General features: G+C 45.9%; 25 protein-coding genes. 18 read left to right on the top strand and 7 right to left on the bottom strand.

Going from position 1 to position 26,874, the window contains the following annotated elements; genetic code table 11:
* Nucleotides 1–94: 94 nt before the first annotated feature.
* The 4 genes from AC6I7V_RS03400 (at nt 95) to lnt (ending at nt 4,236) form a co-directional block, all read left to right on the top strand.
* Nucleotides 95–1,216, top strand: coding sequence for a PhoH family protein (locus AC6I7V_RS03400; protein WP_498011337.1), 1,122 nt, complete (start codon nt 95–97; stop codon nt 1,214–1,216).
* Nucleotides 1,217–1,678, top strand: coding sequence for an rRNA maturation RNase YbeY (ybeY, locus tag AC6I7V_RS03395; RefSeq protein WP_032551451.1), 462 nt, complete (start codon nt 1,217–1,219; stop codon nt 1,676–1,678).
* Nucleotides 1,679–1,798: 120 nt separating this feature from the next.
* Entirely contained in the window at nt 1,799–2,689 is an 891-nt protein-coding gene (gene corC / locus AC6I7V_RS03390; protein ID WP_032551450.1) for a CNNM family magnesium/cobalt transport protein CorC, read from the top strand.
* 32 nt (nt 2,690–2,721) lie between these two features.
* Nucleotides 2,722–4,236: an apolipoprotein N-acyltransferase gene (gene lnt, locus AC6I7V_RS03385; protein WP_498011336.1), complete on the top strand. Its 1,515-nt coding sequence runs from the start codon at nt 2,722–2,724 to the stop codon at nt 4,234–4,236.
* A 109-nt stretch (nt 4,237–4,345) separates the two neighbouring features.
* Here the strand turns inward: lnt and AC6I7V_RS03380 are convergent, their stop codons facing one another.
* A complete protein-coding gene (locus AC6I7V_RS03380; protein ID WP_255231267.1) occupies nt 4,346–4,816 on the bottom strand; it encodes a zinc ribbon-containing protein in 471 nt (156 codons plus the stop codon).
* Between the two features lie 160 nt (nt 4,817–4,976).
* Here AC6I7V_RS03380 and leuS point away from each other — a divergent pair, with 160 nt between their 5' ends.
* The 12 genes from leuS to lipA all read left to right on the top strand — a co-directional run bounded on the left by leuS (nt 4,977) and on the right by lipA (nt 17,737).
* Nucleotides 4,977–7,550, top strand: a complete 2,574-nt coding sequence (gene leuS / locus AC6I7V_RS03375; RefSeq protein ID WP_498011335.1) for a leucine--tRNA ligase — start codon at nt 4,977–4,979, stop codon at nt 7,548–7,550.
* A gap of 211 nt (nt 7,551–7,761) precedes the next feature.
* Nucleotides 7,762–8,382 carry an LPS-assembly lipoprotein LptE gene (locus AC6I7V_RS03370; protein WP_150871325.1) on the top strand — a complete coding sequence of 207 codons (621 nt, stop codon included), beginning with the start codon at nt 7,762–7,764 and terminating at the stop codon, nt 8,380–8,382.
* A 9-nt stretch (nt 8,383–8,391) separates the two neighbouring features.
* Nucleotides 8,392–9,417, top strand: a complete 1,026-nt coding sequence (gene holA, locus AC6I7V_RS03365; RefSeq protein ID WP_498011334.1) for a DNA polymerase III subunit delta — start codon at nt 8,392–8,394, stop codon at nt 9,415–9,417.
* A gap of 49 nt (nt 9,418–9,466) precedes the next feature.
* Nucleotides 9,467–9,784, top strand: coding sequence for a ribosome silencing factor (rsfS, locus tag AC6I7V_RS03360; protein ID WP_032551441.1), 318 nt, complete (start codon nt 9,467–9,469; stop codon nt 9,782–9,784).
* Between the two features lie 3 nt (nt 9,785–9,787).
* Nucleotides 9,788–10,258: a 23S rRNA (pseudouridine(1915)-N(3))-methyltransferase RlmH gene (gene rlmH / locus AC6I7V_RS03355; protein WP_032551440.1), complete on the top strand. Its 471-nt coding sequence runs from the start codon at nt 9,788–9,790 to the stop codon at nt 10,256–10,258.
* A gap of 6 nt (nt 10,259–10,264) precedes the next feature.
* The gene (gene mrdA / locus AC6I7V_RS03350) at nt 10,265–12,157 is read left to right on the top strand and encodes a penicillin-binding protein 2 (protein WP_498011333.1); all 1,893 of its coding nucleotides are present in this window, start codon (nt 10,265–10,267) and stop codon (nt 12,155–12,157) included.
* Nucleotides 12,157–13,278 (top strand): rod shape-determining protein RodA, encoded by a 1,122-nt coding sequence (gene rodA, locus AC6I7V_RS03345; protein ID WP_255231271.1) that lies wholly within the window; start codon nt 12,157–12,159, stop codon nt 13,276–13,278. The genes mrdA and rodA overlap by 1 nt, the downstream gene beginning before the upstream one ends.
* A gap of 15 nt (nt 13,279–13,293) precedes the next feature.
* Nucleotides 13,294–14,127, top strand: coding sequence for a septal ring lytic transglycosylase RlpA family protein (locus AC6I7V_RS03340; RefSeq protein WP_498011639.1), 834 nt, complete (start codon nt 13,294–13,296; stop codon nt 14,125–14,127).
* Nucleotides 14,128–14,217: 90 nt separating this feature from the next.
* Complete coding sequence (locus tag AC6I7V_RS03335; RefSeq protein WP_255231272.1) at nt 14,218–15,399, top strand: serine hydrolase; 1,182 nt, start codon at nt 14,218–14,220, stop codon at nt 15,397–15,399.
* Nucleotides 15,400–15,633: 234 nt separating this feature from the next.
* Entirely contained in the window at nt 15,634–15,912 is a 279-nt protein-coding gene (ybeD, locus tag AC6I7V_RS03330) for a DUF493 family protein YbeD (protein WP_032551473.1), read from the top strand.
* Nucleotides 15,913–16,107: 195 nt separating this feature from the next.
* Nucleotides 16,108–16,767, top strand: a complete 660-nt coding sequence (lipB, locus tag AC6I7V_RS03325; protein ID WP_255231273.1) for a lipoyl(octanoyl) transferase LipB — start codon at nt 16,108–16,110, stop codon at nt 16,765–16,767.
* A gap of 4 nt (nt 16,768–16,771) precedes the next feature.
* Nucleotides 16,772–17,737 carry a lipoyl synthase gene (lipA, locus tag AC6I7V_RS03320; RefSeq protein ID WP_255231274.1) on the top strand — a complete coding sequence of 322 codons (966 nt, stop codon included), beginning with the start codon at nt 16,772–16,774 and terminating at the stop codon, nt 17,735–17,737.
* Between the two features lie 211 nt (nt 17,738–17,948).
* On the opposite strand, the gene AC6I7V_RS03315 is transcribed toward lipA, so the two are convergent.
* The 3 genes from AC6I7V_RS03315 to AC6I7V_RS03305 form a co-directional block, all read right to left on the bottom strand.
* Nucleotides 17,949–19,310: a sodium-dependent transporter gene (locus AC6I7V_RS03315; RefSeq protein WP_498011332.1), complete on the bottom strand. Its 1,362-nt coding sequence runs from the start codon at nt 19,308–19,310 to the stop codon at nt 17,949–17,951.
* Between the two features lie 259 nt (nt 19,311–19,569).
* Nucleotides 19,570–20,325, bottom strand: coding sequence for a YggN family protein (locus AC6I7V_RS03310; protein WP_498011331.1), 756 nt, complete (start codon nt 20,323–20,325; stop codon nt 19,570–19,572).
* 73 nt (nt 20,326–20,398) lie between these two features.
* A complete protein-coding gene (locus AC6I7V_RS03305) occupies nt 20,399–20,872 on the bottom strand; it encodes a GreA/GreB family elongation factor (RefSeq protein ID WP_498011330.1) in 474 nt (157 codons plus the stop codon).
* Nucleotides 20,873–21,006: 134 nt separating this feature from the next.
* Here AC6I7V_RS03305 and AC6I7V_RS03300 point away from each other — a divergent pair, with 134 nt between their 5' ends.
* A complete protein-coding gene (locus AC6I7V_RS03300; protein ID WP_498011329.1) occupies nt 21,007–22,941 on the top strand; it encodes a RecQ family ATP-dependent DNA helicase in 1,935 nt (644 codons plus the stop codon).
* A gap of 50 nt (nt 22,942–22,991) precedes the next feature.
* Here the strand turns inward: AC6I7V_RS03300 and dinB are convergent, their stop codons facing one another.
* Nucleotides 22,992–24,068: a DNA polymerase IV gene (dinB, locus tag AC6I7V_RS03295; RefSeq protein ID WP_255231279.1), complete on the bottom strand. Its 1,077-nt coding sequence runs from the start codon at nt 24,066–24,068 to the stop codon at nt 22,992–22,994.
* A 158-nt stretch (nt 24,069–24,226) separates the two neighbouring features.
* Here dinB and AC6I7V_RS03290 point away from each other — a divergent pair, with 158 nt between their 5' ends.
* A complete protein-coding gene (locus tag AC6I7V_RS03290) occupies nt 24,227–25,450 on the top strand; it encodes a diguanylate cyclase (protein ID WP_255231280.1) in 1,224 nt (407 codons plus the stop codon).
* A 65-nt stretch (nt 25,451–25,515) separates the two neighbouring features.
* Here AC6I7V_RS03290 and nqrM read toward each other — a convergent pair whose 3' ends face one another.
* Nucleotides 25,516–25,770: a (Na+)-NQR maturation NqrM gene (nqrM, locus tag AC6I7V_RS03285; RefSeq protein ID WP_255231281.1), complete on the bottom strand. Its 255-nt coding sequence runs from the start codon at nt 25,768–25,770 to the stop codon at nt 25,516–25,518.
* Between the two features lie 15 nt (nt 25,771–25,785).
* Nucleotides 25,786–26,790, bottom strand: a complete 1,005-nt coding sequence (locus AC6I7V_RS03280; RefSeq protein ID WP_498011328.1) for an FAD:protein FMN transferase — start codon at nt 26,788–26,790, stop codon at nt 25,786–25,788.
* Between the last annotated feature and the right edge of the window lie 84 nt (nt 26,791–26,874).

Raw genomic sequence — 26,874 nt, 5'->3', positions numbered from 1 at the left:
GAAATAGGGAAATCGCCATTAGAAGCCCGGTCTCAATCGGGCTTCTTGCTCTTTTATTATTGAAAAGAGTGGTGGCACAAAATGAGAGGCTAATTTGAGCAATAAAATCGTTACCCTAGAGATCAATCTAGAACCTGCAGATAACCGTCGCCTTGCAAGCCTATGTGGCCCATTCGATGACAATATCAAACACCTTGAGCGCCGTTTAGGTGTCGAGATCAACTACCGCAGCAACTTTTTCACTATCGTAGGCAAGCCTCACACGGCTGCAGCAGCGCTTGAAATCGTTAAACGCCTTTATGTTGAGTCTGCTCCGGTGAAAGGTAATATCCCAGACATCGAACCTGAGCAAATCCACTTAGCTATCAAAGAGTCTGGTGTTCTAGAACAAACGACTGAGTCAAGTATTGAGCACGGCAAAGAAGCGTTCATCAAGACTAAGAAAGGCGTAATAAAGCCGCGCACACCAAACCAAGCACAGTACCTAATGAACATGGTTACTCATGACATTAGCTTTGGTATTGGTCCTGCTGGTACTGGTAAAACTTACCTAGCAGTGGCAGCGGCAGTAGACGCACTGGAACGTCAAGAAATTCGTCGTATTCTACTAACGCGTCCAGCGGTTGAAGCCGGTGAAAAGCTTGGTTTCCTTCCTGGTGACTTAAGTCAGAAAGTCGACCCTTACTTGCGCCCTCTTTATGATGCGCTGTTTGAGATGCTGGGCTTTGAGCGTGTTGAAAAGCTAATTGAACGCAACGTGATTGAAGTTGCGCCGCTTGCGTACATGCGTGGCCGTACACTTAATGACGCGTTTATCATTCTTGATGAGAGCCAGAACACCACTGTTGAACAGATGAAGATGTTCCTCACTCGTATTGGCTTCAACTCGCGCGCGGTCATCACCGGTGATATCACCCAAATCGATTTACCTCGCGGCGCGAAATCTGGCCTACGCCATGCAACAGAAGTACTAAGTGAAGTCGATGACATCAGCTTTAACTTCTTCATGTCTGAAGACGTGGTTCGTCACCCAGTTGTTGCTCGTATCGTTAATGCGTATGAGAAATGGGAAGCGAAAGACCAAAAAGAGCGCAAAGAGTTTGAACGTCGTAAGCGTGAAGAGCGTGAGGCCAAACTACTCGAAGCTCAACAGCCAGCTGAGAAACAATTAGCAACACAAAATAGCTCTGTCGTTTCAGAACAAGGTGATAAATAGATGTCTATTGAACTAGACCTGCAATTAGCAGTCGAAGATGAACAAGGCTTACCGACTGAGCAAGATATTCAGCAGTGGTTGGACAAAACCATTCCTCAATTCCAAGAGAATGCGGAGCTGACTATTCGTATCGTTGATACGGAAGAGAGCCACCAGCTGAATCATGAGTATCGCGGAAAAGACAAGCCAACCAATGTGTTGTCTTTCCCGTTCGAGGCGCCTCCGGGCATTGAGCTTGACCTTTTAGGTGATCTCATCATTTGCCGCCAAGTGGTAGAAAAAGAAGCAGAAGAGCAAAACAAGCCTCTGTTAGCACACTGGGCTCATATGGTTGTACATGGCAGTCTGCATCTGCTAGGTTATGATCATATCGAAGATGATGAAGCTGAAGAGATGGAGTCACTCGAGACAGAAATCATGCAAGCTATGGGTTACGAAGACCCTTACATCCTAGAAAAGTAAACCGCTTCTAGGAAAATAGGTTGCAGAGAAACAACAACTCCACGAACCTGGAAACACAATAGGTATCTGAGTTGTTATGTGTGCTATCACACTTCTGATAGCGTTATTTTTTGAGAAATCATGAACGAAGGTAACCCCCCCACTTCTGAGGGAAGTAAAAAATCTGAAGGTCCGAGTAGAAAGTCCTTCTTTGAACGCCTAGGCCAACTATTTCAAGGCGAGGTAAAAGACCGCCAAGAGCTCGTCGATGTGATTCGCGACTCTGAAATTAATGACCTAATTGACCACGACACTCGCGACATGCTTGAGGGTGTAATGGAAATCTCTGAGATGCGCGTGCGTGACATCATGCTACCGCGTTCTCAAATGGTCACAGTTGAACGCACCGATGACTTAGATACATTGATTGCGCTCATTACTGATGCTCAACACTCTCGCTACCCAGTGATCAGTGAAGATAAAGACCATGTAGAGGGCATTCTTTTAGCGAAGGACCTACTTAAGTATTTGGGCTCAGACAGCGCCCCATTCGACATTGAGCAAGTGATTCGTCCTGCGGTTGTTGTTCCTGAAAGTAAGCGCGTTGACCGCCTACTCAAGGAGTTCCGTGAAGAGCGTTACCACATGTCTATCGTTGTCGATGAGTTTGGCGGTGTATCTGGTCTTGTAACCATTGAAGATATCCTCGAAGAAATCGTTGGTGAAATTGAAGACGAGTTCGACGATGAAGAAGAGTTAGACATTCGTAAGCTGAGCAAGCATACCTTCTCAGTAAAAGCTTTAACCACTATTGAAGAGTTCAATGACACATTTGGAACCAGCTTTAGTGACGATGAAGTGGATACTGTTGGTGGTATGGTAATGACAGCCTTTGGGCATTTGCCGACCCGCGGCGAAATCGTAGAAATTGAAAACTACCATTTCAAAGTGACCTCTGCAGACAACCGCCGTGTGATTCAATTACAGGTGACTATCCCAGACGAGCAACCTCTTCCAACTATCGAAGAATAACAACTTCTCTCTGAAGAGATGACATAATTTAGATGACTAAACCATTTATTCATCGCCTACTACGGCCGCTTGCGGCCGTTTTTGTTGGCGCTATCACAACCCTTGCATTTGCTCCCTACTCTTTCTGGCCTATCGCTATTCTTAGCCCAGCTATCCTGTTAATCCTATTGCACAAACAAAGTACCCAAAGTGCACTGTGGACAGGCTACGCCTGGGGTTTTGGTCAATTTGCTACCGGGATCAGCTGGGTTTACGTCAGTATTGACGGCTTCGGCGGCATGCCATTGGCCGCAAACCTATTCCTAATGGGTTTGCTTATTGGATATCTCGCCGTTTATACGGGTCTGTTCGCATGGGCGCTCAACCGCTTCTTCCCGAACAATAACCTCACTCGCTTTTTCCTTGCAGCACCAGCCTTATGGTTAGTGACAGACTGGCTACGCGGCTGGGTTATGACAGGTTTCCCGTGGCTATGGCTTGGCTACAGCCAGATAGAGTCTCCTCTTGGATCATTTGCACCGATTGGTGGTGTGGAACTGATTACCTTAGCCGTTATCGTTTCCGCGAGCGCACTGGCTTACACTGCGATTAATAGAGCGTGGAGTGTCGGGTTGATTCCAGTGGTTTTATTGAGTACCGGCTTTGGTATTCGTAACATCGACTGGGTGACACCGAATCCAGACAAAACCACGTCGGTTGTACTCATTCAAGGCAACGTCGACCAAGACTCCAAATGGTTACCAAGCCAACGTTGGCCTACTATGATGAAATACACCGACATGAGCCGCGATAACTGGGGCGCAGACATCATCATCTGGCCAGAGGCCGCCATTCCAGCCTTTGAAGTTGAAATTCCATCATTTCTGCGCAACCTTGATAGCGCAGCCAAGATGAATAACAGCTCAATCATCACTGGTGTGCTTAATCAGTCTGAAGAGAAGAAGTACTACAACAGCATTCTCTCGCTTGGGGTAAACCCATACGGCGAGTACAGCTACGACCCAAGTGAGCGCTACCACAAACACCACCTACTACCATTTGGTGAGTTTGTGCCGTTTGAAGATATCTTGCGCCCACTGGCACCGTTCTTCAACTTGCCAATGTCGTCGTTTAGTCGCGGTGATTTCATCCAGCCAAACATCGTGGCAAATGGTCGTCACCTCGCGCCAGCGCTGTGTTACGAAATCATCTTTAATGATCAAGTTCGTCAGAACGTGACCGAAGAGACTGACTTCATTTTAACGCTCTCCAACGACGCGTGGTTTGGTCGCTCAATTGGCCCACTGCAACACATGGAGATCGCGCAAATGCGTGCTCTAGAGCTTGGTAAGCCAGTTATTCGCTCTACCAATAACGGTGTGACCGCGGTAACTGACCACAAAGGCAAAATCGTTGAGCAAGTATCGCAGTTCGAGACAGCGGTGTTAAAGGCTGAGCTCATCTCTACCGATGGTCAAACACCTTACCGCGTTGTTGGCACGTGGCCACTCTACGTATGGGTGCTATTGAGCTTAGTCATTGGCTGGCGTTTGAGAGAGAAAAGCTAGGGTCGAGATTCGAGATAAAGCGTTTTAGGGTTGGCCTGATAGGTCAACCCTTTTTTGTTGATGTCGGAGAGAGCACTATGGTTTAAGTGCATTTACTGTCTACGAGCTTTTATGGCTTGAGCGCTTTTCGGCTAAACCCTTTACCGCCACATTTGATGCACGGAATGATGGTGGTTGGGTGGTTATACTCCGTTTGGTGACCACAATCATCGCAAATCAGACGACCTAAACCGATCACTTCTCCTGCTTGATAGAGCCCTTGATGCTCCAGATCTTGGAACAGCTCTACCCACTCGACCTTGGTGCGGTCAGTGATTTCCAGCAAGCCATGCCAGATGGAATCTGCAATCATCAAGTAAAACGGTCCATTTTTGCTCTCCTCATAGCTTTCAGAGAACTCTTTCAGATCCGATTTAACGTAAGCCGAGATCAAAGACAACTCATCTTTCGTCATATCATTCGCCGCTTTTGCAAGCTTGCCTGACGTTTCAAGCTTATTGTTGATCTCTTCAGGGCTATGCTTAAGTATTTCGATGACATCTTCCACTAGCTCTTCATAGAGTGCTTTTTTCTTTGGCATAAGTCCTCCTCAAGATTGCAGACCTAAATCAATACCCGAGATAATGAGAGTATGACAGGTATAGCTATTGTTGTAGTTCGTTCCTTTAGGTATTCTATGACGATCTATTGAAGTCTGATCAAACCAGACTCACAAATTCCAAGATAACCGGACATCATCGATGCAAGAACAATACAATCCGCAAGAAATTGAACAAAAAGTTCAACAGCACTGGGATAACAACAAGACCTTTGTTGTAAGTGAAGACCCAAATAAAGAAAAATTCTACTGTCTATCCATGTTCCCATACCCAAGTGGTCGACTGCACATGGGTCACGTGCGCAACTACACGATCGGTGATGTGGTATCTCGTTTCCAACGTCTACAAGGCAAAAACGTAATGCAGCCAATCGGTTGGGATGCATTCGGCCTACCAGCAGAAAACGCAGCGGTTAAGAACAATACAGCACCTGCGCCTTGGACTTACGAAAACATCGAATACATGAAGAACCAGCTTAAACTTCTAGGCTTTGGTTACGACTGGAACCGTGAATTCGCAACTTGTACGCCTGAGTACTACCGTTGGGAACAAGAGTTCTTCACTAAGCTTTACAACAAAGGCCTAGTGTACAAGAAGACTTCATCAGTTAACTGGTGTCCAAATGACCAAACTGTTCTAGCAAATGAGCAGGTTGAAGACGGTTGCTGCTGGCGTTGTGACACGCCTGTAGAGCAAAAAGAAATCCCACAGTGGTTCATTAAAATCACTGAATACGCACAAGAGCTACTGGACGATCTAGACAACCTAGACGGTTGGCCTGAAATGGTTAAAACCATGCAGCGCAACTGGATCGGTCGCTCTGAAGGTGTAGAACTCAAGTTTGAAGTTAAGGGTCAACAAGACCTAGAAGTTTACACAACACGTCCAGACACACTAATGGGTGTGACTTACGTGGGTATCGCAGCAGGTCACCCTCTAGCGGCAGTAGCGGCTGAGAACAACCCTGAACTTGCAGCGTTCATCGAAGAGTGTAAGAACAACAAAGTAGCGGAAGCTGAACTTGCGACAATGGAGAAGAAAGGTATGGCAACTGGCCTTACTGCTATTCACCCATTGAACGGTCGTGAAGTACCCGTTTACGTGGCTAACTTCGTACTGATGGATTACGGTACAGGCGCTGTAATGGCAGTACCTGCACACGACCAACGTGACTACGAATTCGCGACTAAGTACGGCCTAGACATCATCCCTGTGATCAAGCCTGCTGACGACAGCGAACTAAACATCTCTGAAGAAGCGTACACTGAGAAAGGCGTACTGTTCGATTCAGGTGAGTTCGATGGCCTAGAGTTCCAGGCTGCGTTCGATGCAATCGCAGCCAAGCTTGAAGCAGAAGGCAAAGGTACTAAGACAGTAAACTTCCGTCTACGTGACTGGGGTGTGTCTCGTCAACGTTACTGGGGCGCACCAATCCCAATGGTAACCACTGAAGATGGTGAGGTTCATCCAGTACCCGCTGACCAACTACCAGTCATTCTTCCAGAAGACGTGGTAATGGACGGCGTAACTAGCCCAATCAAAGCAGATAAAGAGTGGGCGAAGACAACATTTAACGGCGAACCAGCTCTACGTGAGACTGACACGTTCGATACGTTCATGGAATCTTCTTGGTACTATGCGCGTTACTGTTCGCCACAAGCTGACGACATCCTAGATCCAGAAAAAGCGAACTACTGGCTACCAGTAGACCAGTACATCGGTGGTATCGAGCACGCTTGTATGCACCTACTGTACTCGCGCTTCTTCCACAAACTGCTACGTGACGCAGGTTACGTAACATCTGACGAGCCGTTCAAGCAGCTACTGTGTCAAGGCATGGTACTAGCGGATGCGTTCTACTTCGAGAACGACAAAGGCGGTAAAGAGTGGGTTGCACCAACTGACGTAGCTGTAGAGCGTGACGGTAAAGGCCGTATCACTTCAGCGAAAGATAACGCTGGCCGTGATGTAACACACTCGGGCATGATCAAAATGTCTAAGTCGAAGAACAACGGTATTGACCCACAAGAGATGGTAGACAAGTACGGTGCTGACACGGTTCGTCTATTCATGATGTTTGCATCACCTGCAGACATGACTCTTGAGTGGCAAGAGTCTGGCGTTGAAGGTGCGAACCGCTTCCTGAAACGTGTTTGGAAACTCGTAAACGAGCACGCATCAAAAGGCGCGGCAGAAGCAGTGGATACCTCTGCACTTTCTGGCGACCAAAAAGCACTTCGTCGTGACGTTCACAAGACAATCGCGAAAGTGACTGACGATATCGCTCGTCGTCAAACGTTCAACACGGCTATCGCGGCAATCATGGAACTGATGAACAAGCTAGCGAAAGCGCCTCAAGAATCTGCACAAGACCGTGCAATCCTTGATGAAGCACTAAAAGCAGTTGTTGCAATGCTTTACCCTATCACTCCTCACATCTCTTACGAAATGTGGACAGCGCTGGGTCAAGAAGACATCGATAATGCGACATGGCCAACACACGATGAGAAAGCTCTGGTTGAAGACGAGAAGCTAATCATCGTTCAAGTAAACGGCAAGCTACGTGCGAAGTTAACAGTACCGGCAGATATCTCGAAAGAAGATATTGAAGCGCTAGGTCTAAACGATGAGAACGTAACTAAGTTCACAGACGGCAAGACTGTTCGTAAAGTGATTTACGTACCGGGTAAGCTACTGAACATCGTTGCTAACTAATCATTCGTCACATCGTGACTGATTGGTTGAGTAAACACTCACAATGCGATAGGAATTAAAGAACTTAATTGCCACTTCGCAGTCAATAGACAGGGTGCACCCCACCCTGTCTACTTATTTAAACGCTTTTACATTGGTTAATACCCAGCACGGTTACCCCTAAACTTAAAGCCTTTAAATAAGTAATCCATTTTATGAGAGCCATCAAATAATGCGCCTGATTTCACTGTCTTCGTTAAAAGCTACCTTCGTTGTTCTAACTGTCAGCCTACTCTCAGCCTGTGGTTTTCACCTGCGTGGTGACTACTCTGTACCCGAAGAACTGAACAAGATCTCAGTATCCAGTTACGACCAATACAGTACATTTACGCGTATGGTGAAGAGCCAGTTACGTATGAGTAACGTGGAAATTGTTGCGCCAACCAGCAAAACGCCTAACCTTCACCTACTAAGCGAAAGCGTTAATGAGCGTACGCTCTCTCTCTACCAGAACACACGTGCTGCTGAGAAGGAACTGACTTTCAATGCCTCTTATCGTGTGACGATTCCTGAACTGGGCGATAAAACCTTTACCACCAGCGTAACTCGTAGTTACCTAGATAACCCGCTAACAGCACTCGCAAAATCGGTTGAACGCGACATGATCGAAGATGAGATGCGCAAGCTAGCTGCAAGCCAAATCCTACGTCAAATGGCACGCCTGAAAGCCAACATTGCTGCAAACAGCATGAACCTTGAAGACCTAGAAGAAGTTCAAGTTAAAGAGCTAGAGAAGCAGTACAACATTAAAAATGTTGAGGTAACTCCAGATTCAACTGAGTCTGCTCAATAAGGTTAACTGATGCGTATTTTTGCAGACCGTTTATCAGAGCAATTAAATAAGCAGCTTAGCCGCGTTTATTTGATCTTTGGTAACGAACCGCTATTGCTTCAAGAAAGCCGTGAGTCGATTCAGAAAGCCGCTAAAGAGCAAGGCTTTGAAGAGCGTCATCGCTTTGCTATCGACAGCAGCCTAGATTGGAATGATGTTTACGACTGTACCCAAGCCCTAAGTCTGTTTTCGAGCCGTCAACTGATCGAGTTAGAGTTGCCAGAGTCTGGTGTAAATGCCGCTATCGCGAAAGAGCTATTGGCGCTATCAGATCAGTTGCACGAAGACATCATGTTAGTGTTGATCGGAACCAAACTAACTAAGGCACAAGAGAACGCGAAGTGGTTTAAAGCACTTTCAAGCCAAGGTCACTGGGTAAGCTGCTTAACCCCTGACGTTGGCCGCTTGCCTCAATTTGTTCAAGCTCGCTGTCGCCAAATTGGTTTACAGCCAGACGCCGAAGCGACGCAAATGTTGGCTCAATGGCATGAAGGTAACTTGTTCGCATTGACCCAAAGCTTAGAGAAGCTAGCCCTGCAATACCCTGATGGTAAGCTGACCTTAGTTCGACTTGAAGAGTCATTAAGTCGTCATAATCATTTTACCCCTTTCCACTGGGTAGATGCCCTACTCGCAGGTAAAGGTAATCGAGCTCAACGTATTTTGCGCCAATTAGAGGCGGAAGGTGTGGAAGCAGTGATTCTTTTGCGTAGTATTCAGCGAGAGCTAACACTGCTGCTTCAAATGCAACAGCAGATGCAGCAGATGCCTATCGGACAAGTGTTCGAGAAACATCGTATCTGGCAATCTAAGAAACCCCTTTATAACGCAGCGCTAACACGAGTCTCAGTGACTCAGTTACACTCTCTGTTTGCACTGCTTACTCAAGCTGAATTGCTCTCTAAAACCCAGTATGAGCAATCACCTTGGCCACTCATTCACCAATTGAGTGTTGAGTTTTGTATCCCCTCGGCTTCAATCCCCTTTCCCGCATAAAAGCGTGATATGATTTTGAGTCGCAAAATTAAGATTTAAGGAACACCCTGTGTTACGTGAAGAACTAAGAGATTTTCTTGCAGATAAAGCCGACGACATGAAAGCAGAGTCGATCATCACCATCGACGTCGAAGGTAAATCCAGTGTGACAGACTACATGATCGTTTGTACTGGTACTTCAAAGCGCCACGTCGCTTCTATCGCGGAACATGTCGCAAGTGAAGTGAAAAAAGTTGGCCTCGAGCCGCTAGGTATGGATGGGGAACAAGAAGGTGAATGGGTTGTCCTAGATATGGGCACCAGCATGCTTCACGTGATGCAAGCTGAGCAACGCGAGCTATACCAACTAGAAAAGCTGTGGGGCTAATCTGTGAAGATCCAATTAATTGCCGTTGGCACCAAAATGCCAAAATGGGTTGAGGAAGGCTTTCAAGAATATAAGCGTCGCTTCCCACACGATATGCCACTGGAATTGGTAGAAATTCCAGCGGGCAAACGCGGCAAAAATGCTGACATTGCACGCATTCTGCAAAAAGAGGGCGAAGCGATGCTAGCAGCGGTCCCAAAAGGCAGCCGTATTGTGACGCTCGATATCCCAGGCAGAAAATGGGATACACCACAACTTGCTGAACAACTAGAGAGCTGGAAACTGGATGGACGTGATGTTTCTATCCTTATTGGTGGCCCAGAAGGGCTTGCTCCAGCATGTAAAGCGGCGGCTGACCAAAGTTGGTCTCTGTCGGCTCTGACTCTACCGCACCCGCTTGTGCGCGTTATCATGGCAGAAAGCCTGTACCGAGCTTGGAGCATTACAGCTAATCATCCGTATCACCGAGAATAAGCGTTAATGTTACGTAAACGTAGCCAAATCCGTGATTACAAAGAAGAAGCACGACTATTTGCTAGTCGTGCTTTTATTGCGTTTATAGGCATTGTAATCATGATGGGCATTTTGGTTGCCAACCTGTACAACATTCAGGTCAACCAATATCAAGACTATAAAACCCGCTCGAACGACAACCGTATCAAAGTTGTTCCTATCGCACCGACTCGCGGCCTAATCTATGACCGAAATGGTGTATTACTGGCGGAAAACCGTCCAGTATTCGACCTGGAGATCACTCCTGAAAAAATTAAGGACATGGATGACACCATTAAGCGTCTCCAAGAACTTTTAGAAATCAGCCCAGAGCGCGTCGAAAGATTCAATCGCGATCGCCGCAATACGCGTCGTTTCAAGTCCGTTCCTATCCTCAACCAACTCACTGAAGATCAAGTGGCGGTTTTCTCTGTAAACCAGCACAAGTTCCCAGGTGTCGAGGTGACAGGCACTCTCAAGCGTTTTTACCCATATGGTGATGTACTGACACACGTGATTGGCTACGTATCACGCATTAATGACCGCGATATGCGACGTCTGGTTCGTGAAGAGAAAGACGCGAACTATCAAGCGACCCGCGACATCGGTAAGTTGGGTATCGAGCGCTATTACGAAGACATACTACACGGTACAGCCGGCTACCAAGAGGTTGAAGTCAACAGCCGTGGGCGTATTATTCGTACATTAAAATTTGTACCCGCGATTCCAGGCAAAGACATCGTATTGAACCTCGATATTGACCTTCAACTTTACGTACACAAATTACTCGATGGACGTCGCGGCTCAGCCGTTGTACTTGATCCAAAAGACAACGGGGTACTCGCTATGGTCTCTAGCCCGAGCTATGACCCAAATGCCTTTGTGCACGGTATCTCGTCCAAAGGTTACAACGCCCTGCTCAACGACAAAAACCGTCCACTCGTAAACCGAGCGACTCTGGGCATCTACCCACCAGCATCAACGATTAAACCTTTCATCGCAGTAGCCGCGTTGCAAGAAGGTGTGATCACACCAAACACTACCCGTAACGACCCGGGGTATTGGAAGATTCCGAACTCAAAAACCAAACCTTTCCGTGATTGGCTACGCTGGGGGCACGGCACTGTTGATATCGTTAAAGCAATTGAAGAATCTGTGGATACCTTCTTCTACCAAATCGCCTTTGATATGGGTATTGACCGCCTATCACGCTGGATGATGATGTTTGGTTTTGGTGACTACACGGGTATCGATATCCATGAAGAGAGTAAAGCCAACATGCCTACGCGTGATTGGAAAATGGCTCGTCATCGTGTGCCTTGGTATCAAGGGGACACCATCCCTGTCGGTATTGGACAAGGCTACTGGACAGCGACACCTATGCAGATAGCGAAAGCAACATCGGTATTGGTACATGAAGGTGAAGTCATTGCTCCGCACCTATTGCGTGCCACCATTGAAAATGGACAGCCACTTGAGACACAATCGCTGTCTGATATCGAAACTTATCCACCAATTACAGGTGTAAAGCAGCGATTCTGGGACATAGGTAAAGAAGGCATGAAACTGGTAAACCACGGTCGTAAAGGGACGGCTCGTCGCTCTTTCCAAGGTATGTCTTACCTGACCGCCGGTAAATCCGGTACTGCGCAAGTCTTCGGATTGAAAGAAGATGAAGAGTACAATGCTGATGAAATCGCAGAACACCTACGTGACCACGCGCTCTTTACTGGCTTTGCACCGTTGGATGACCCTAAAGCAATCGTGACCATCGTACTCGAGAACGCAGGCGGTGGCTCATCAAACGGTGGTCCTGTTGTGAGACGAATCTTCGACCATATTGTTCTGGGCGATGAATATAAGAGTAAGGCAACACAATAATGAAACTCGATCTCTCTACTGGTCAAAATCGCGCCCTATTTGAGCGATTCCATATTGATTTGCCGCTTCTGCTTGGCATCTTAGTATTAATGGGGTTTGCGTTGCTGATAATGTACAGCGCAAGCGGTCAAAGTTTGGCGATGATGGATCGTCAAGCGATGCGTATGGCGTTATCACTTGGCGTAATGATCTTCCTCGCACAGATCTCCCCGCGCACCTATGAGACATTGGCTCCGGTGCTGTTTATTGGCGGTGTGATATTGCTACTCGGCGTGCTGTTCTTTGGTGAAGCCTCCAAGGGAGCTCAGCGCTGGTTGAATTTCGGATTTGTTCGCTTCCAACCTTCGGAGCTACTTAAGCTCGCTGTACCACTGATGCTAGCTCGTTACATTGGTAAGCGTTCACTCCCCCCGACATTTCAAACGCTAGTCATCTCATTGGTAATGGTATTTGTACCCACCATTCTTATCGCCAAGCAGCCCGATTTAGGAACGTCAATCTTGATTGCGGCGTCTGGTATTTTCGTGATTTTCTTGGCGGGTATCAGTTGGAAAATCATCGCGAGTGCAGCGGTAGCTTTGGGTGCGTTTATCCCAATTCTGTGGTTCTTCTTAATGCGCGAATACCAAAAGGTTCGTGTACGTACTCTGTTTGATCCAGAATCCGATCCACTCGGTGCGGGCTACCATATTATTCAAAGTAAGATTGCGATTGGCTCTGGCGGTATCTCAGGTAAAGGTTGGCTACAAGGGACTCAATCTCAGCTGGAGTTTATTCCGGAGCGTCATACCGACTTTATCTTTGCGGTCATTGCCGAGGAATGGGGCATGATCGGTATCCTATTTCTTCTTGCTATCTATCTGTTCATTATTGGCCGCGGTCTGATTCTCGCAAGCCAAGCTCAAACCGCGTTTGGGCGAATGATGGGCGGTAGTATTGTTTTAAGCTTCTTCGTTTATATTTTTGTAAACATTGGTATGGTTAGTGGCATTCTACCCGTGGTAGGTGTACCTCTACCTCTTGTTAGTTATGGGGGTACTTCGATGGTTACATTGATGGCTGGTTTTGGTATTTTGATGTCAATCCACACTCACCGCAAAGCATTCTCAAAGGCGACGTAAGTGATAATTAACACAATGAACAACGGTACACAGACCTCCGACAAATCATCGCATCTCAAACAACTGATTTTAGTTGGGAGCTTAGTCGTGCTGATCAACGGTTGTTCATCACAACCAGATTCACAATCGGGTCGCTACGACATTAACGATGACATCGCCCCTGATGCACCCATTTCAGTTGAGCATTTAGAAGATGCTCACCCAAAATATGAACCCTACAGCCTAGGGGGTAACAGTGATTACACCCTGCGTGGTGCAGACTATAAAATCGTTCGCGATAGCAAAGGGTTCACAGAGAAAGGCAAAGCATCTTGGTATGGCAAGAAGTTTCATGGGCACTTGACTTCTAATGGTGAAGTGTACGACATGTACTCAATGTCCGCCGCGCACAAGACACTGCCAATTCCAAGCTATGTGAAAGTGACCAATACCGACAATAATAAGAGCACCATTGTTCGCGTTAATGACCGTGGCCCTTTTCATGAGGGTCGCATCATTGATTTAAGCTACGCAGCTGCATACAAATTAGACGTGATTCGTACCGGGACGGCTAATGTCGAAATTGAAGTGATAACCGTTGATATCCCAACCGACGAAAAGAAGAAAGCGGCACTACCACAATATATTATTCAAGTTGCGACTTCCCAGCATCAAGATCGCAGTGAAAAACTCGCGAGTGAACTGAGCCGAAAACTATCGGTCAAAACTTTTCTTCAGCCAGTAGATGACAAATACCGACTGATGCTTGGGCCATTTCATGACTATGCTCTGACTCAAGAAAAATTAGAACAGGTTAAGCTTATGGGTTACCCGTCAGCTTATATAAAGAAGCACACCTTAACTCGCTAGAATCTTACGGAATTTATGACAATCACTGCACTGGTTTGAAATAGTGATTCTGTTAAGATATGGATAGTTAACTAAATAATTGCGTTCAAAATGAATAAATCTAACAAACTTATCAAATCGATTTTTGCTACTTCTGTTGCGCTGTCTGCAACGCTAGCTTCTTCGTCATTCGCCGCGCCTATCGTTGTTCCAGACGCACCACAAATTGCTGCTAAAGGCTTTGTCCTAATGGATTACCATTCAGGCAAAGTATTGGCAGAAAAAGAGATGAACACTCAGCTTTCCCCAGCAAGCTTGACCAAAATGATGACCAGCTATGTTATCGGTCAAGAACTTGAACGTGGCAACATCAACCTTAATGACGACGTTGTAATCAGCGAAAACGCTTGGGCGAAGAATTTCCCAGACTCTTCAAAGATGTTTGTTGAAGTGGGTACCACGGTAAAAGTTGAAGATCTTAACCGCGGTATCATCATCCAATCGGGTAACGATGCATGTGTCGCTATGGCAGAACACATTGCGGGTTCAGAGGATGCGTTCGTTGATCTAATGAACGCGTGGGCAAGCTCTATCGGCATGAAAGACACGCACTTTGCGAACGTACACGGCCTCGATAACCCGAACCTATATTCAACGCCTTACGATATGGCACTGCTAGGTCAAGCACTTATTCGTGACGTTCCTGAAGAGTACCGCATCTACTCTGAGAAAAAATTCACTTACAACGGCATTACTCAATACAACCGTAACGGCCTGTTGTGGGATAAGAGCATGAATGTGGATGGCATCAAAACTGGTCACACAAGTAATGCAGGTTACAGCCTAGTAAGCTCAGCAACTGAAGGTAAGATGCGCCTGGTTGCTGTTGTAATGGGCACCAAGAATGCTAACGCTCGCAAAACAGAGAGCAAAAAGCTACTTAGCTACGGCTTCCGCTTCTTTGAAACAGTTGCACCACACAACGCTGGTGAAACGTTCGTTGAAGAGAAAATTTGGATGGGCAGCAAAGACACAGTTGCTCTAGGAGTCGATGAAGACACATTCGTAACCCTTCCTCGCGGCCAAGCGAAGAACCTAAAAGCGAGCTTTGTTCTAGAAAAAGAACTTGAAGCACCGATTAGCAAGGGCGACCAAGTTGGTAAACTCTTCTATCAGATCGATGGGCAAGACGTGGCTGAATACCCACTACTGGCACTAGAAGATGTCGAGCAAGGCAGCCTATTTAGCCGTCTATGGGACTACCTAGTTCTTCTGTTCAAAGGTTTATTCTAAGGACTTAGAGTAACAGTGAGTGACAGTAATCACATGATCCTGTTAACTATTTACTCATAACCCTTTTTAGGGTCGCCTAACAAGCTAACAAAAGCCGCACTGTGCGGCTTTTGTTGATCTTGAGTTCGGTGATATTTACCAGTAATATTCCGCTCTTATTAATCGAGTCAATTGACCGAATACGCTTTTCTCGGTATTTTGCCCAGCAGCGAAGTACCTACCATTTTGGAGCTAATCATGAACATCAATTCTGATGCAAAACTTAAAGACCTTTTAGAGTTCCCTTGTTCTTTTACTTACAAGGTTATGGGTTACGCGAAGCCAGAACTGCCTGAACTTGTACTGGAAGTGATCCAGCGCCACGCTCCTGGTGACTACAGCCCAACAGTGAAACCAAGTGCAAAGGGTAACTACCACTCTGTTTCGATCAACATTACAGCAACGTCGATTGAGCAAGTAGAAACACTTTACAAAGAGCTTGGCGAGATCGATATCGTACGTATGGTTCTGTAATCTAGGATTACACAAGGATCACAGCGGCTTAAAGCCGCTGTTTTTGTTTTAAGCACTCCGTTTTTGCCGCTTTTATTCAACTTAATTTTCAAGAAATACAAAGAAAGTTGAAAAACCTTGCAGTCCGTCTGTAGTTAGAATCAAATTTCGCGTTTATAATGCGTTCACTTTATTAACCCTTGAGGGAGTCCTGCTTTGCAAAATAAGCTAATCGTCAAAAAATTAGGTCGCCAGGATTATGAACCCGTATGGAAGGCCATGCATGAGTTCACCGATACACGCACAGAAGAAGACGTTGACCAAATTTGGTTAGTCGAGCACAACCCAGTCTTCACTCAAGGGCAAGCAGGCAAAGCAGAGCATGTACTTAATGCTGGCGACATCCCTGTCATTCAAAGTGATCGCGGCGGACAAGTCACCTATCATGGCCCGGGCCAGTTGGTAGCTTACTTCTTGATCAACATTCGTCGTAAAAAGTTTGGAGTGCGAGATCTAGTTACTCACATCGAGAACCTCGTAATCAACACTCTGAAAGCATACAATATCGAATCAGCTGCACGACCTGACGCTCCGGGTGTTTATGTCGATGGCAAAAAGATATGTTCTCTAGGACTGCGTATTCGACGTGGCTGCTCTTTTCATGGGCTAGCACTCAATGTCGATATGGACCTGTCTCCATTCCTTCGTATTAACCCTTGTGGTTACCAAGGTATGGAAATGGCTCAAGTTAGCCAACTAGGTGGTCCTTCGGATCTAGAGATCGTTGAGCAACAGCTAATACAAGAGCTTGTCGAATTACTTGGTTATGACCAAGTAGACATTCAAGCCAACCGTAACACTACAGCAGAAGCATAAAATCATGAGCAAACCAATCCAAATGGAAAAAGGCGTTAAATACCGCGACGCCGATAAAATGGCATTGATTCCAGTAAAGAACATGCCTACCGAGCAGAAAGAGATCCTGCGCAAGCCGGACTGGATGAAGATCAAGCTGCCTGCTGATAGCCAGCGCATCCAAGACATCAAATCTGCAATGCGTAAGAACAACCTTCACTCGGTATGTGAAGAAGCGTCTTGTCCGAACCTGGCTGAGTGTTTTAACCACGGTACGGCAACCTTCATGATTCTTGGTGCTATCTGTACTCGTCGTTGCCCTTTCTGTGACGTAGCCCATGGACGCCCAGTCGCGCCTGAAGCGGAAGAGCCTCAGAAGCTAGCAAAAACCATCCAAGACATGAAACTGAAGTACGTGGTTATTACTTCCGTTGACCGTGATGATCTGCGTGATGGTGGTGCAAAACACTTTGCAGACTGTAACCGTGAGATCCGTGCACTAAACCCAAATATTCGTATCGAAACTCTGGTTCCTGACTTCCGTGGTCGTATGGACGTGGCGCTTGAACTACTAAAAGACAACCCGCCAGATGTATTTAACCACAACCTAGAGACAGCACCTCGCCTATACCGTAAAGCGCGTCCAGGTGCGAACTACAAGTGGTCATTGAACCTACTGAAGAAGTTTAAAGAGCAGCACCCAGACGTCCCAACAAAGTCGGGCGTAATGATGGGTCTTGGTGAAACAAAAGAAGAGATCATTCAGGTACTGAAAGATCTACGTGAACATGGCGTGACAATGCTGACTCTAGGCCAATACCTAGCACCTAGCCGTCACCACTTGCCAGTTGAGCGTTACGTGCCACCATCTGAGTTTGATGAACTGAAAGAGATCGCTCTAGAGCTTGGCTTTACACACGCGGCGTGTGGCCCGTTCGTTCGCTCTTCTTACCACGCGGACCTGCAAGCTCAAGGTATGGAAATTAAGTAACTCGCGACTTAACTTCTCTATATTTGAAAGGCGCATACCCTATGGTTATGCGCCTTTTTCATACCTGTGATTTAACGTTCAAACTCACACAACTCTCGATAAAAGCACAAACTGCATATCCAAACATACCGAGACTAAAAAGCCGCTCTTAACCAAGAGCGGCTTTCATATTTAGAGTGTTGCTTTAATCGTTTGTAGTATCGCTAGAACACTAGCCGAAAGATGCCCAGATAACCGTTACTACCAGTACAGGGCATACAAACTTAACATATGCAGGCCATACTTTACCAAACCAGCCTAATTGGAAGTCAGGACAGCCCTGCTCTAGCTCTTTTACCTTAGACGCACGGCTCCATACCCAACCACCAAACAGACAGAACATCAATGCAGCAATAGGTTGTAGGTACTGAGTAGCAATCATAGCCACTAGGCCAAACAGAGTACCAAAGTTGTAAACGATAACGATGCTGAACAGCGCGATTAAACCACCGATAACCCAACTTGTCGGTGTACGAGCCGTGTTAAAGCGCTCACTCACAAGAGAAACGGGAGCCTCTAGCATCGAAATAGAAGAGGTCAGCGCAGCAATAGTCAGTAGTAGGAAAAAGACAATCGCAAAGATCTGACCTAGGAAGCCTAAGCTATCGAACATCAAAGGCAATACCGTAAACACCAGAGTATCTGAGCTCAGCAATGAACCATCTTCAGCATAGATTTGTACGCCCTTCTGCATCGCGACAAACATCGCTGGCATCACCACAAGACCTGCAATGAAGGCAACAGCGGTATCCACTAAGGTTACGTTCATCGCCATCTTCGGTAAGTTCTCTTTCTTACTTAAGTAAGAGCCATAGATCAGCATTGAACAGCCACCAATGGTCAATGAGAAGAAGCCTTGTCCCATGGCCGCTAAAATCAGTTTTCTATCCCATACCTTTTCAAAATCAGGTACAAGGTAGTGCTTAAGCCCTTCAACTGCACCTTGTTGAGTCATGATGTATACGAACAAAAGTGCGAACAGAACGAACAGCGCTGGCATTAAACGAGTCGACCATTTTTCAATACCTTGCTTGATGCCACCTTGTACAATCAAGATTGTCAGCACGTAAAACAGAACAGTACCAAAGACATTGCGCTCTACACTAAAACCTTTGAACCACGCTGCAATCTCAACCAAGCCCAACACATCAGCAATCGCGCCAAATAGGAAGCAGATCAACCAACCACCAACAATGCTGTAAAAGCCTAATACAGCACTTGGTACACTTAAGCCAATCCAGCCGGTCAGTGCACCGACTTTTTTCGCCAGTGGGTTCGACGTTAGTGAGCGCATACTATCCACTGGGTTAGCTTGACCATGACGACCAATCGCCATTTCAACCACCAGCATTGGGAATGCGACCACAAAGATCAGCACCAAATACACTAACAGGAACGCGCCGCCACCATTACTTGCGACTTGTGTTGGGAAACCCCAAATGTTTCCAAGGCCAACTGCAGCGCCCGCTGCTGCCAAAATAAAACCCAAACGAGAACTAAACAGCTCTCTTGATGAAGAAGATTGTTGGTTCATACTGCCTGCAAAATACCAATGAACTAGTTTGCTAGTACAATAATCAAAACCACTAACCCATGCAATCTATATATGATTAAAATGCTTATTTATAAGAAAAAACCAAACAGTAAAACTGTAAATTTTAATATACATGGAATTACCAACCACAGATAAACAACAAACCATTAACAATCACCACTCCGCACCCTTATACAACAAGCACAAAAAAGGGCACGCGAGGTGCCCAATCGAAGGTTCAATTTAATACTAACTGGTGCTAAATGGTAAACACTTGGTAGTCTTTCAAATTCGGGATCTTTTCATGCAACGATTTTTCTTGCTCAGCCATCTCATCAAGTGAGTCACAAAATGCTTCCGCTTCTTTCTCTACCTGTTGTGAGTGCTCTTTAAAACGCTCTTCAATTTTCAACTTCAGTTCAGACATACTGTCCGCCATCTCAGTTAAGTTAAGACCGCCCTCTTGCTTCATTTTTTCAGACATGGCATTGAAAGCGCTTGAGATAAACTCTTCGTTAAAGATCTCCATCGCCTTATCGAAGTCTGCACTCCAGCCATTCGCCATCGATTCAAAGCTCTCAGCCGGAAGCACTAAGTCGCCGTCTTTATAGTAACGTGCTTCCATCTCCGCAAAGAAATCACTCATTGATTTTTTAACATTATCAAACGCTTCTGGCGCATCCAAACTTAATGCAATGTCATCAATAACATCGTTTGCCAATGCTAATCCCTCTTTCGCCATTGCCTTGGCTTGAGGTAAGTATTCACTCATGCTTTCACGGTAGCGTTCAATCGCCGCTTGCTGATCTGCATCGAGCTCAACCTTTTCACCATGAATATAGAGCTCGTTACCATCAAGTACGGCCGTATCGCCATTGGTTTGGTGGATTTCAACTGTCTGCTGATCAATTCTCAGTTCATTTTTCAGGTCTACACGACACTGAGCCGCATACACAGGAACACTCGCTGCGGCCAACACCAAGGATAGTGATGCAATTAATACGTTCTTTTTCATAACATCCTCACATACATTGCTGTACTAACTATACATTGAGTGATTCACTCTATGTCATGGAAAGGTTTAGAACTTAACAAACCGACACAATTTCATAGAGAAAATGGCTGTCTGCAACACTAAATTCCACTTCGTCTCCCACCTCTTTCCCCATCAAGGCTGCACCTAGAGGAGCGTTTGGCGTCAATATGGAAACATTTTTATCACCCCACTCGAGTGATAAACCTCCGACTCTTGGCCCAATAAAGAAATACTTAACCTTATCTTGATCATCGATAACAGAAAGAAAGCTGCTCATCGCCACGCGCTCGCCTTCTCTCAGAACTAAATCACGATAGCATTGAATATCCTCTTCACACTCTTGAACTCTTACGGCCTGACCATGTGCGAGGTAAGATGCCTCTAGTGCCAGAGTATCATATTTATGTTCTGGAACTGTCTCTTCGTCTGTCGCAGCATCAATCGCTCGCTGCGTTGCTGACTGTGCAATTGCAAGCCGAGATTCAAGCTGCTGGAGGATTATTTGTTTAAACTCGGATTTATTCATACTTTTGAAGTGCTTTTCTTTAGGAGCTACAGAATAGAATTAGGTACAATCTGGTGCAAGCGCTTTGAAACTGGAGTTTCTCTGCCAATTGAACAGGCTTAGCGGCACACCACACAGATTAACCGGGCACACTTATGATAGAACAGAAGCTAAAACAGGTCTTTGGATTCGACTCACTGCGTTATGGACAAAAGCAAGTTATCGATAATGTTCTAGCAGGCCAATCGGCAGCGGCAATTTTTCCGACCGGATCAGGTAAATCTCTCTGTTATCAGCTTCCGGCGCTAGAGTTGCCCCATCTCACTTTGGTGATTTCCCCCTTACTTGCACTTATGAAAGATCAATTGAGTTTTCTACACAGTAAAGGGATTGCTGCCGCGGCCATCGAGTCGAGCCAAGACAGACAAACCACTCAACGAGTGATGCAGTCCGTTCGCAATGGCGAAACCAAAATCTTGATGATCTCGGTTGAGCGCCTAAAGAACGAGCGCTTTCGACAATTCATCTCACAGGTACCTATCTCGCTTCTAGTGGTCGACGAAGCGCACTGTATCTCAGAATGGGGTCACAACTTCCGACCTGACTATCTCAAGCTGCCCCACTATCAGAAACAGCTCAACATTCCTCAAGTCCTTTTGCTAACCGCAACGGCGACAACGGGAGTGATTCAAGACATGCAGAGCAAGTTCAATATTGCTCCAGAGAGTGTCGTAGTCACGGGCTTTTATCGTAAAAACCTCGACTTAGCGATACAACCTTGTGAGCAAGAGACGAAGTTAGAGACTTTATGTAATGTGGTCAATCAAGCGCCGCAATCGCCGACTATTGTTTATGTGACGCTTCAGCAGACAGCAGAGAATGTCGCGCAAGCCCTCAGAAATGTCGGTATTAATGCGATTGCCTACCATGCCGGTCTCAAGCCAGAAAACCGCGATGCCATTCAGCAGCAGTTTATGAGCGATGAAATCAGCTGCATCGTTGCGACCATTGCGTTTGGTATGGGTGTCGATAAGTCGAATATTCGCCGAGTGATTCACTTTGATCTGCCTAAATCGATAGAGAATTACTCCCAAGAGATTGGACGTGCCGGTCGTGACGGACAAAACTCTGAGTGTATACTGCTCGCTAATAAACACGGCCTCAGTACGCTAGAGAACTTTGTCTTTGGTGATACACCCGATAACATCGCGATTCAAACCGTGCTGCAAGAGATATACGCTTGTCAGCCCTCTGGCAATACCTACGCTACTCAGTGGGAAATCATACTCAATCAGCTCTCTCGCGAATCCAATATTCGTCAGCTGCCACTGAAAACACTATTAGTGTACCTTGAGATCGAGGGCATCATTGAACCCAAATACAGTTTCTTCGCCGATTACAAATTCAAGTTTGTTCGACCAAAACCACAGATCATCGACCAATTTCAGGGAGAGCGCCGTGCGTTTGTGGAGTCGATCTTCCAATGCTCACCGCAAGCTCGTGTTTGGTGCCAAGTGGACTTCGATGCATTGTGGACGCACTTTCAAGCAGACAGGCAGCGAGTGATCGCGGCAATCGACTACTTTAATGAGCAAGGTTGGATTGAGCTGGAAAGCAAGCAGATCACCGATGTGTATGCAGTACACAATACCAGTGAAGACCCAAATGAGGTTGCTCAGCGTCTGTCGGCACTGTTTAAACAAAAAGAGGACAATGAAATTGGCCGCCTCAATTATATGTTGGATTTCTTTGAATCAAGCACCTGCCTGAGTTCAAAACTCGCCAACTACTTTGGTGACCTTAATGCACCACAAGAATGTGGACACTGCTCAGCTTGTCGTGGCAACGCCGCCAAGCTACCTGATGTACCGTTGACGGCGATTGACGAGAGTGACCTTCAAGCTTGGATAAATGAATTCACAAGTAGCAGCCCACAATGGGTAACAGATGAAGCAATTACTCGCTTCTTATCGGGTATTGCAACGCCACTGTCTACCAAGCTCAAAGCCAGTAAGATGGTTGGATATGGCAAGCTTGAACAGCACCCTTTCCGCGATACCCTCGCTCTGGTTCAACGAATTCCAAGATAGTTCAACAAACTCCAAGATAATAAAATAGTCGCCAACTTAGCTTCTTATGATTAGAAGAAACTGAGTTGGCGCATTTGATCTTTGGGTTGCAGCATGACACTCAACCCTAGCAAGCGAATCTCACGTCCTTGCTGACGCTTTAGAATCTCACTCAACAGCTCTTTGAAGTGCTCGAGATTCAAAGAGGGTTGAATATGTTCAATGGTGGTTTGTTGAAAGTCCGCAAACTTAAGCTTGATGCCTTGCTTGGTGATAGATTTAGTCGGGCTCGCTTTCTCAAGCCTTGCTTCCAACTCAGGAAACAGGCGCTCTTCAATCACTTTCCAGCACTCTTGATAGGTTGAGATGTTTTCACTGAAAGTGCGCTCCACACCCACCGACTTTCTTTCTCGCTCAACTACAACCTCTCGATCATCAATGCCATGGCTTCTCTTCCAAAGCGAGGCACCTTGTCGACCAAACTTAGCCAACAAGGAACGATAATCTGTCTGCTTAATATCTTTACAGGTATAAAAGCCCGCTTGATGAAGCTTCTCGATACTCACTTTGCCAACGCCAGGGATCTTCTCTAATGGCAGTTCATCAATTACCCCCTGAACGTCTTGAGGGGGAATAACAAACTGTCCATTGGGCTTATTCATATCCGAAGCCACTTTAGCCAAAAACTTAATCGGCGCGACACCTGCAGACGCCGTTAACTGGAGTTCATTCCAAATATCACGACGGATAGCTTCGGCAATAAGAGTGGCTGAGCCATGACACTGCTCTGAGTCAGTCACATCAAGAAAGGCTTCATCCAGTGATAGCGGTTCAATGATGGAGGTATATCGAGAAAAGATGGCTCGGATCTGCTTGGAGATTTCCTTATAGACCTGCATCCGCCCTGGCACCACCAACAGGTTTGGGCACAACTGCAACGCCTTAGCCGTTGGCATCGCCGAGCGAATACCAAATTTGCGCGCCTCATAGTTACAAGTACTCAGTACTCCACGCTGCTTCTCGTGTCCACCTACGGCTAACGGACGATTTCGATATGATGGGTTATCGCGCATTTCGACAGCCGCGTAAAAGCAGTCCATATCAACATGGATTATTTTCCGCACTCTTTCTCTATCAGAAGCACACATGACCAAAACACCCGCCAAACACTGTATTAATAAACAGTATAATCATTTATTCGCCGAGAACAAAGTGATCATTGATTGAGCCATCTTTCGCTTAGTCAGTTGTTAACACTTCTGGTAGTATAGTTAAAAAGTATTTACTCAATATGTAGGGAACACAGTTGACTGAAAAAATACTGGTTGTTGAAGACAGTCGAGCCTTTAGAAATTACCTTCACCAACAGCTAACTACTAGCGGTTTTACGGTGACGCTCGCCGAATCTGTCCAGCAGGCTAAAGAGATACTTGAACAGGAAACAGACTTTCTTTGTGCGGTATTAGACTATTGCCTGCCAGATGGACAGGATGGCGAAATCGTCGACTTGGTTCTTGGTTACCAACAGAAGATCATCGTACTGACTGCCATGTTCAGTGCAGCCCTACGTGAGCAAGTACTTGCTAAAGGTGTGATTGATTACATTCTAAAAGACAGTAAGGCGTCAGTGACGTATTTGCTACCTTTAATTCAACGCATTACTAACAACAAAAATCACAAAGCTCTGGTTGTCGACGACTCCTCAGTGGTGCGCCACTACATAGTGCAACTCCTCGAACACCAATACATCCAAACTGTTCAAGCTGTTGACGGTGAACAAGGCTTAGCTCTACTTCAAAGCGACCCCGATATTACGTTTGTCGTTACCGATCATGACATGCCCAATAAGGACGGCATCACCATGATTCGAGAAATTCGCCAACACTACACACGCAACGAACTGGCCATCTTAGGACTGTCAGGAAGTGATGATCGCACATTAACCGCACAGTTCCTAAAAGCGGGCGCTAACGACTTTCTCTATAAGCCATTCAATCAAGAAGAGTTCTTCTGTCGTATTCACCAATTACTGGATATGAAAGAAGCCAACAATGAACTTTTCCGTCACGCCAATGAAGACGCGCTTACCGGATTATGGAATCGCCGATTCTTGTTCAATCAGGCTTGTAAAGGTTGCGATAAACGCAATATCGCGATGATGGATATCGACTTCTTTAAAAAAGTAAATGATACCTATGGTCATGATGGTGGCGACGCTGTACTAATTGCAGTTGGTCGAATCATTAAATCATTTTTCAAAGATGACGTGGCTGCTCGTTTTGGCGGCGAGGAGTTCTGTATTCAGGCTTGCGGATCATTTAGAGACTTTATCGTGCGTCTAGAAAAGATGAGAATGGCGATTGAACAGCAGGTCATAACTCATGACGATCAACAAATTCAAGTTACCATGAGTATTGGCGTCACCAATATTGAGTCCGACTTAGATAGTCAAATAAAAGCGGCTGATGAACTCTTATATCAAGCAAAAGAGCAAGGCCGTAATAAACTGGTGTTTGAAAGAAACAACTAAAAACCACCACAAACAAAAAAGCTCAAGGCTTCCCCTTGAGCTTTTCTTTTATCAGGTAAGTCTGATTAAGCGATACGGTCTTTTTCCCATGCGGCGAGCTTCTCTTCACGTGCAGCTAACTTCTCAGCACGGTAAGCTTCACGAGCTTCACGCTTCTTACGCGCATCACAAGGCTCAGGACAGTTACATACCTTATCGATACCAACCGCACCAAGACCACCACAGCTGCCTTTTACCACTTTCTTCTGGATGATGTAGCCAATCGACATTGCTGCAATCACTGCTAGAAAAACACCAAATGTAATAATAAATGTATTCATAATGCTCTCGCTACCTTATTTATTTAAGTATGGCTTGAACGCTTCAGAGGCGATCTCTTCAAAGCCATCGGCTGTTTTTACCACCATAAATGCTGGGATATTATGTTGATTTGCGATTTCCATACCTTTTACCTCACCTAAGACCATAAGGCCAGTAGATAAACCATCTGCAGTCATTGAAGACGGGTCTAGTACGGTTACTGATACCACTTTATGGTGAATCGGTTTACCTGTTTCTGGATTGATAATGTGTGAGTAACGAACACCATCACGCTCAAAATAGTTTCGGTAATCACCCGATGTGGCAATAGCCATGTCACCTGGCTCAATGATCTCTTGAATCGTACGCTCTTCAACGCTTGGCTTTTCAATCGCAATGCGCCAACCAACATTTTCACGATTTAGACCTTTCAAGCGAATCTCACCACCGACTTCAACCATGTAGTTGTGAATGCCAATAGAGTCTAGGTAGTCAGCCAGTACATCCACACCCCAACCTTTCGCAATAGTTGAAAGGTCAACGTATAAACTTGGCAGATCTTTCGTCAGCTTGTTGCCCTCTACGCTTAGATGGTGGATACCAATTTTTTGTTTGCGTGCAGCCAGCTCTTCATCCGTTGGAACCACTTCAGGGCGGGCTTCAGGGCCAAAGCCCCAAAGATTGACCAAAGGCCCAACTGTGACATCCAATGCACCTTCAGTAAGACCGTTCAAACGAATCGCTTCTTTCACAACCGTCGCAGTTTGCTCAGATACTTCAAACGCATCGCCACCTTCATACTTGTTAAAGCGACTTAACTCGGAATCTTTGCGGTATGTCGACATCTGATCATTCACTTCTTCAAGCAGACGATCGATCTCTGCGTGCACCTTGTCTGATGCAGGAAAATCATCACTATTGATGTACTTAATATTGTAGCTCGTGCCCATAGTCGGACCGTTCAAATGTACTTGCTCTCGTGGCTTTTCACAGCCAGCCAAAAACAGTAGAGAAGTTAATGCAACAAGCCAAATTCTCACTTGCTTACTCCCATTATTGTTAGTGATTTATATAAGAAAGAACAGTGTCTGCATGGTTGCCACATGTGCTTTCTTATATAAGCC

Source organism: Vibrio sp. KUL70 (assembly GCF_059725515.1).
The sequence above is the reverse complement of the archived record's forward strand: the minus strand, read 5'-3'. Positions and strand labels throughout refer to the sequence as shown.

What these genes read in the sequence shown, in the direction of transcription:
- ybeY (WP_032551451.1), top strand. Translation starts at nt 1,217, where the DNA reads ATGTCTATTGAACTAGACCTGCAATTAGCAGTCGAAGATGAACAAGGC.
- corC (WP_032551450.1), top strand. Translation starts at nt 1,799, where the DNA reads ATGAACGAAGGTAACCCCCCCACTTCTGAGGGAAGTAAAAAATCTGAA.
- lnt (WP_498011336.1), top strand. Translation starts at nt 2,722, where the DNA reads ATGACTAAACCATTTATTCATCGCCTACTACGGCCGCTTGCGGCCGTT.
- AC6I7V_RS03380 (WP_255231267.1), bottom strand. Translation starts at nt 4,816, where the DNA reads ATGCCAAAGAAAAAAGCACTCTATGAAGAGCTAGTGGAAGATGTCATC.
- leuS (WP_498011335.1), top strand. Translation starts at nt 4,977, where the DNA reads ATGCAAGAACAATACAATCCGCAAGAAATTGAACAAAAAGTTCAACAG.
- AC6I7V_RS03370 (WP_150871325.1), top strand. Translation starts at nt 7,762, where the DNA reads ATGCGCCTGATTTCACTGTCTTCGTTAAAAGCTACCTTCGTTGTTCTA.
- holA (WP_498011334.1), top strand. Translation starts at nt 8,392, where the DNA reads ATGCGTATTTTTGCAGACCGTTTATCAGAGCAATTAAATAAGCAGCTT.
- mrdA (WP_498011333.1), top strand. Translation starts at nt 10,265, where the DNA reads ATGTTACGTAAACGTAGCCAAATCCGTGATTACAAAGAAGAAGCACGA.
- rodA (WP_255231271.1), top strand. Translation starts at nt 12,157, where the DNA reads ATGAAACTCGATCTCTCTACTGGTCAAAATCGCGCCCTATTTGAGCGA.
- AC6I7V_RS03340 (WP_498011639.1), top strand. Translation starts at nt 13,294, where the DNA reads ATGAACAACGGTACACAGACCTCCGACAAATCATCGCATCTCAAACAA.
- AC6I7V_RS03335 (WP_255231272.1), top strand. Translation starts at nt 14,218, where the DNA reads ATGAATAAATCTAACAAACTTATCAAATCGATTTTTGCTACTTCTGTT.
- lipA (WP_255231274.1), top strand. Translation starts at nt 16,772, where the DNA reads ATGAGCAAACCAATCCAAATGGAAAAAGGCGTTAAATACCGCGACGCC.
- AC6I7V_RS03315 (WP_498011332.1), bottom strand. Translation starts at nt 19,310, where the DNA reads ATGAACCAACAATCTTCTTCATCAAGAGAGCTGTTTAGTTCTCGTTTG.
- AC6I7V_RS03310 (WP_498011331.1), bottom strand. Translation starts at nt 20,325, where the DNA reads ATGAAAAAGAACGTATTAATTGCATCACTATCCTTGGTGTTGGCCGCA.
- AC6I7V_RS03305 (WP_498011330.1), bottom strand. Translation starts at nt 20,872, where the DNA reads ATGAATAAATCCGAGTTTAAACAAATAATCCTCCAGCAGCTTGAATCT.
- AC6I7V_RS03300 (WP_498011329.1), top strand. Translation starts at nt 21,007, where the DNA reads ATGATAGAACAGAAGCTAAAACAGGTCTTTGGATTCGACTCACTGCGT.
- dinB (WP_255231279.1), bottom strand. Translation starts at nt 24,068, where the DNA reads ATGTGTGCTTCTGATAGAGAAAGAGTGCGGAAAATAATCCATGTTGAT.
- nqrM (WP_255231281.1), bottom strand. Translation starts at nt 25,770, where the DNA reads ATGAATACATTTATTATTACATTTGGTGTTTTTCTAGCAGTGATTGCA.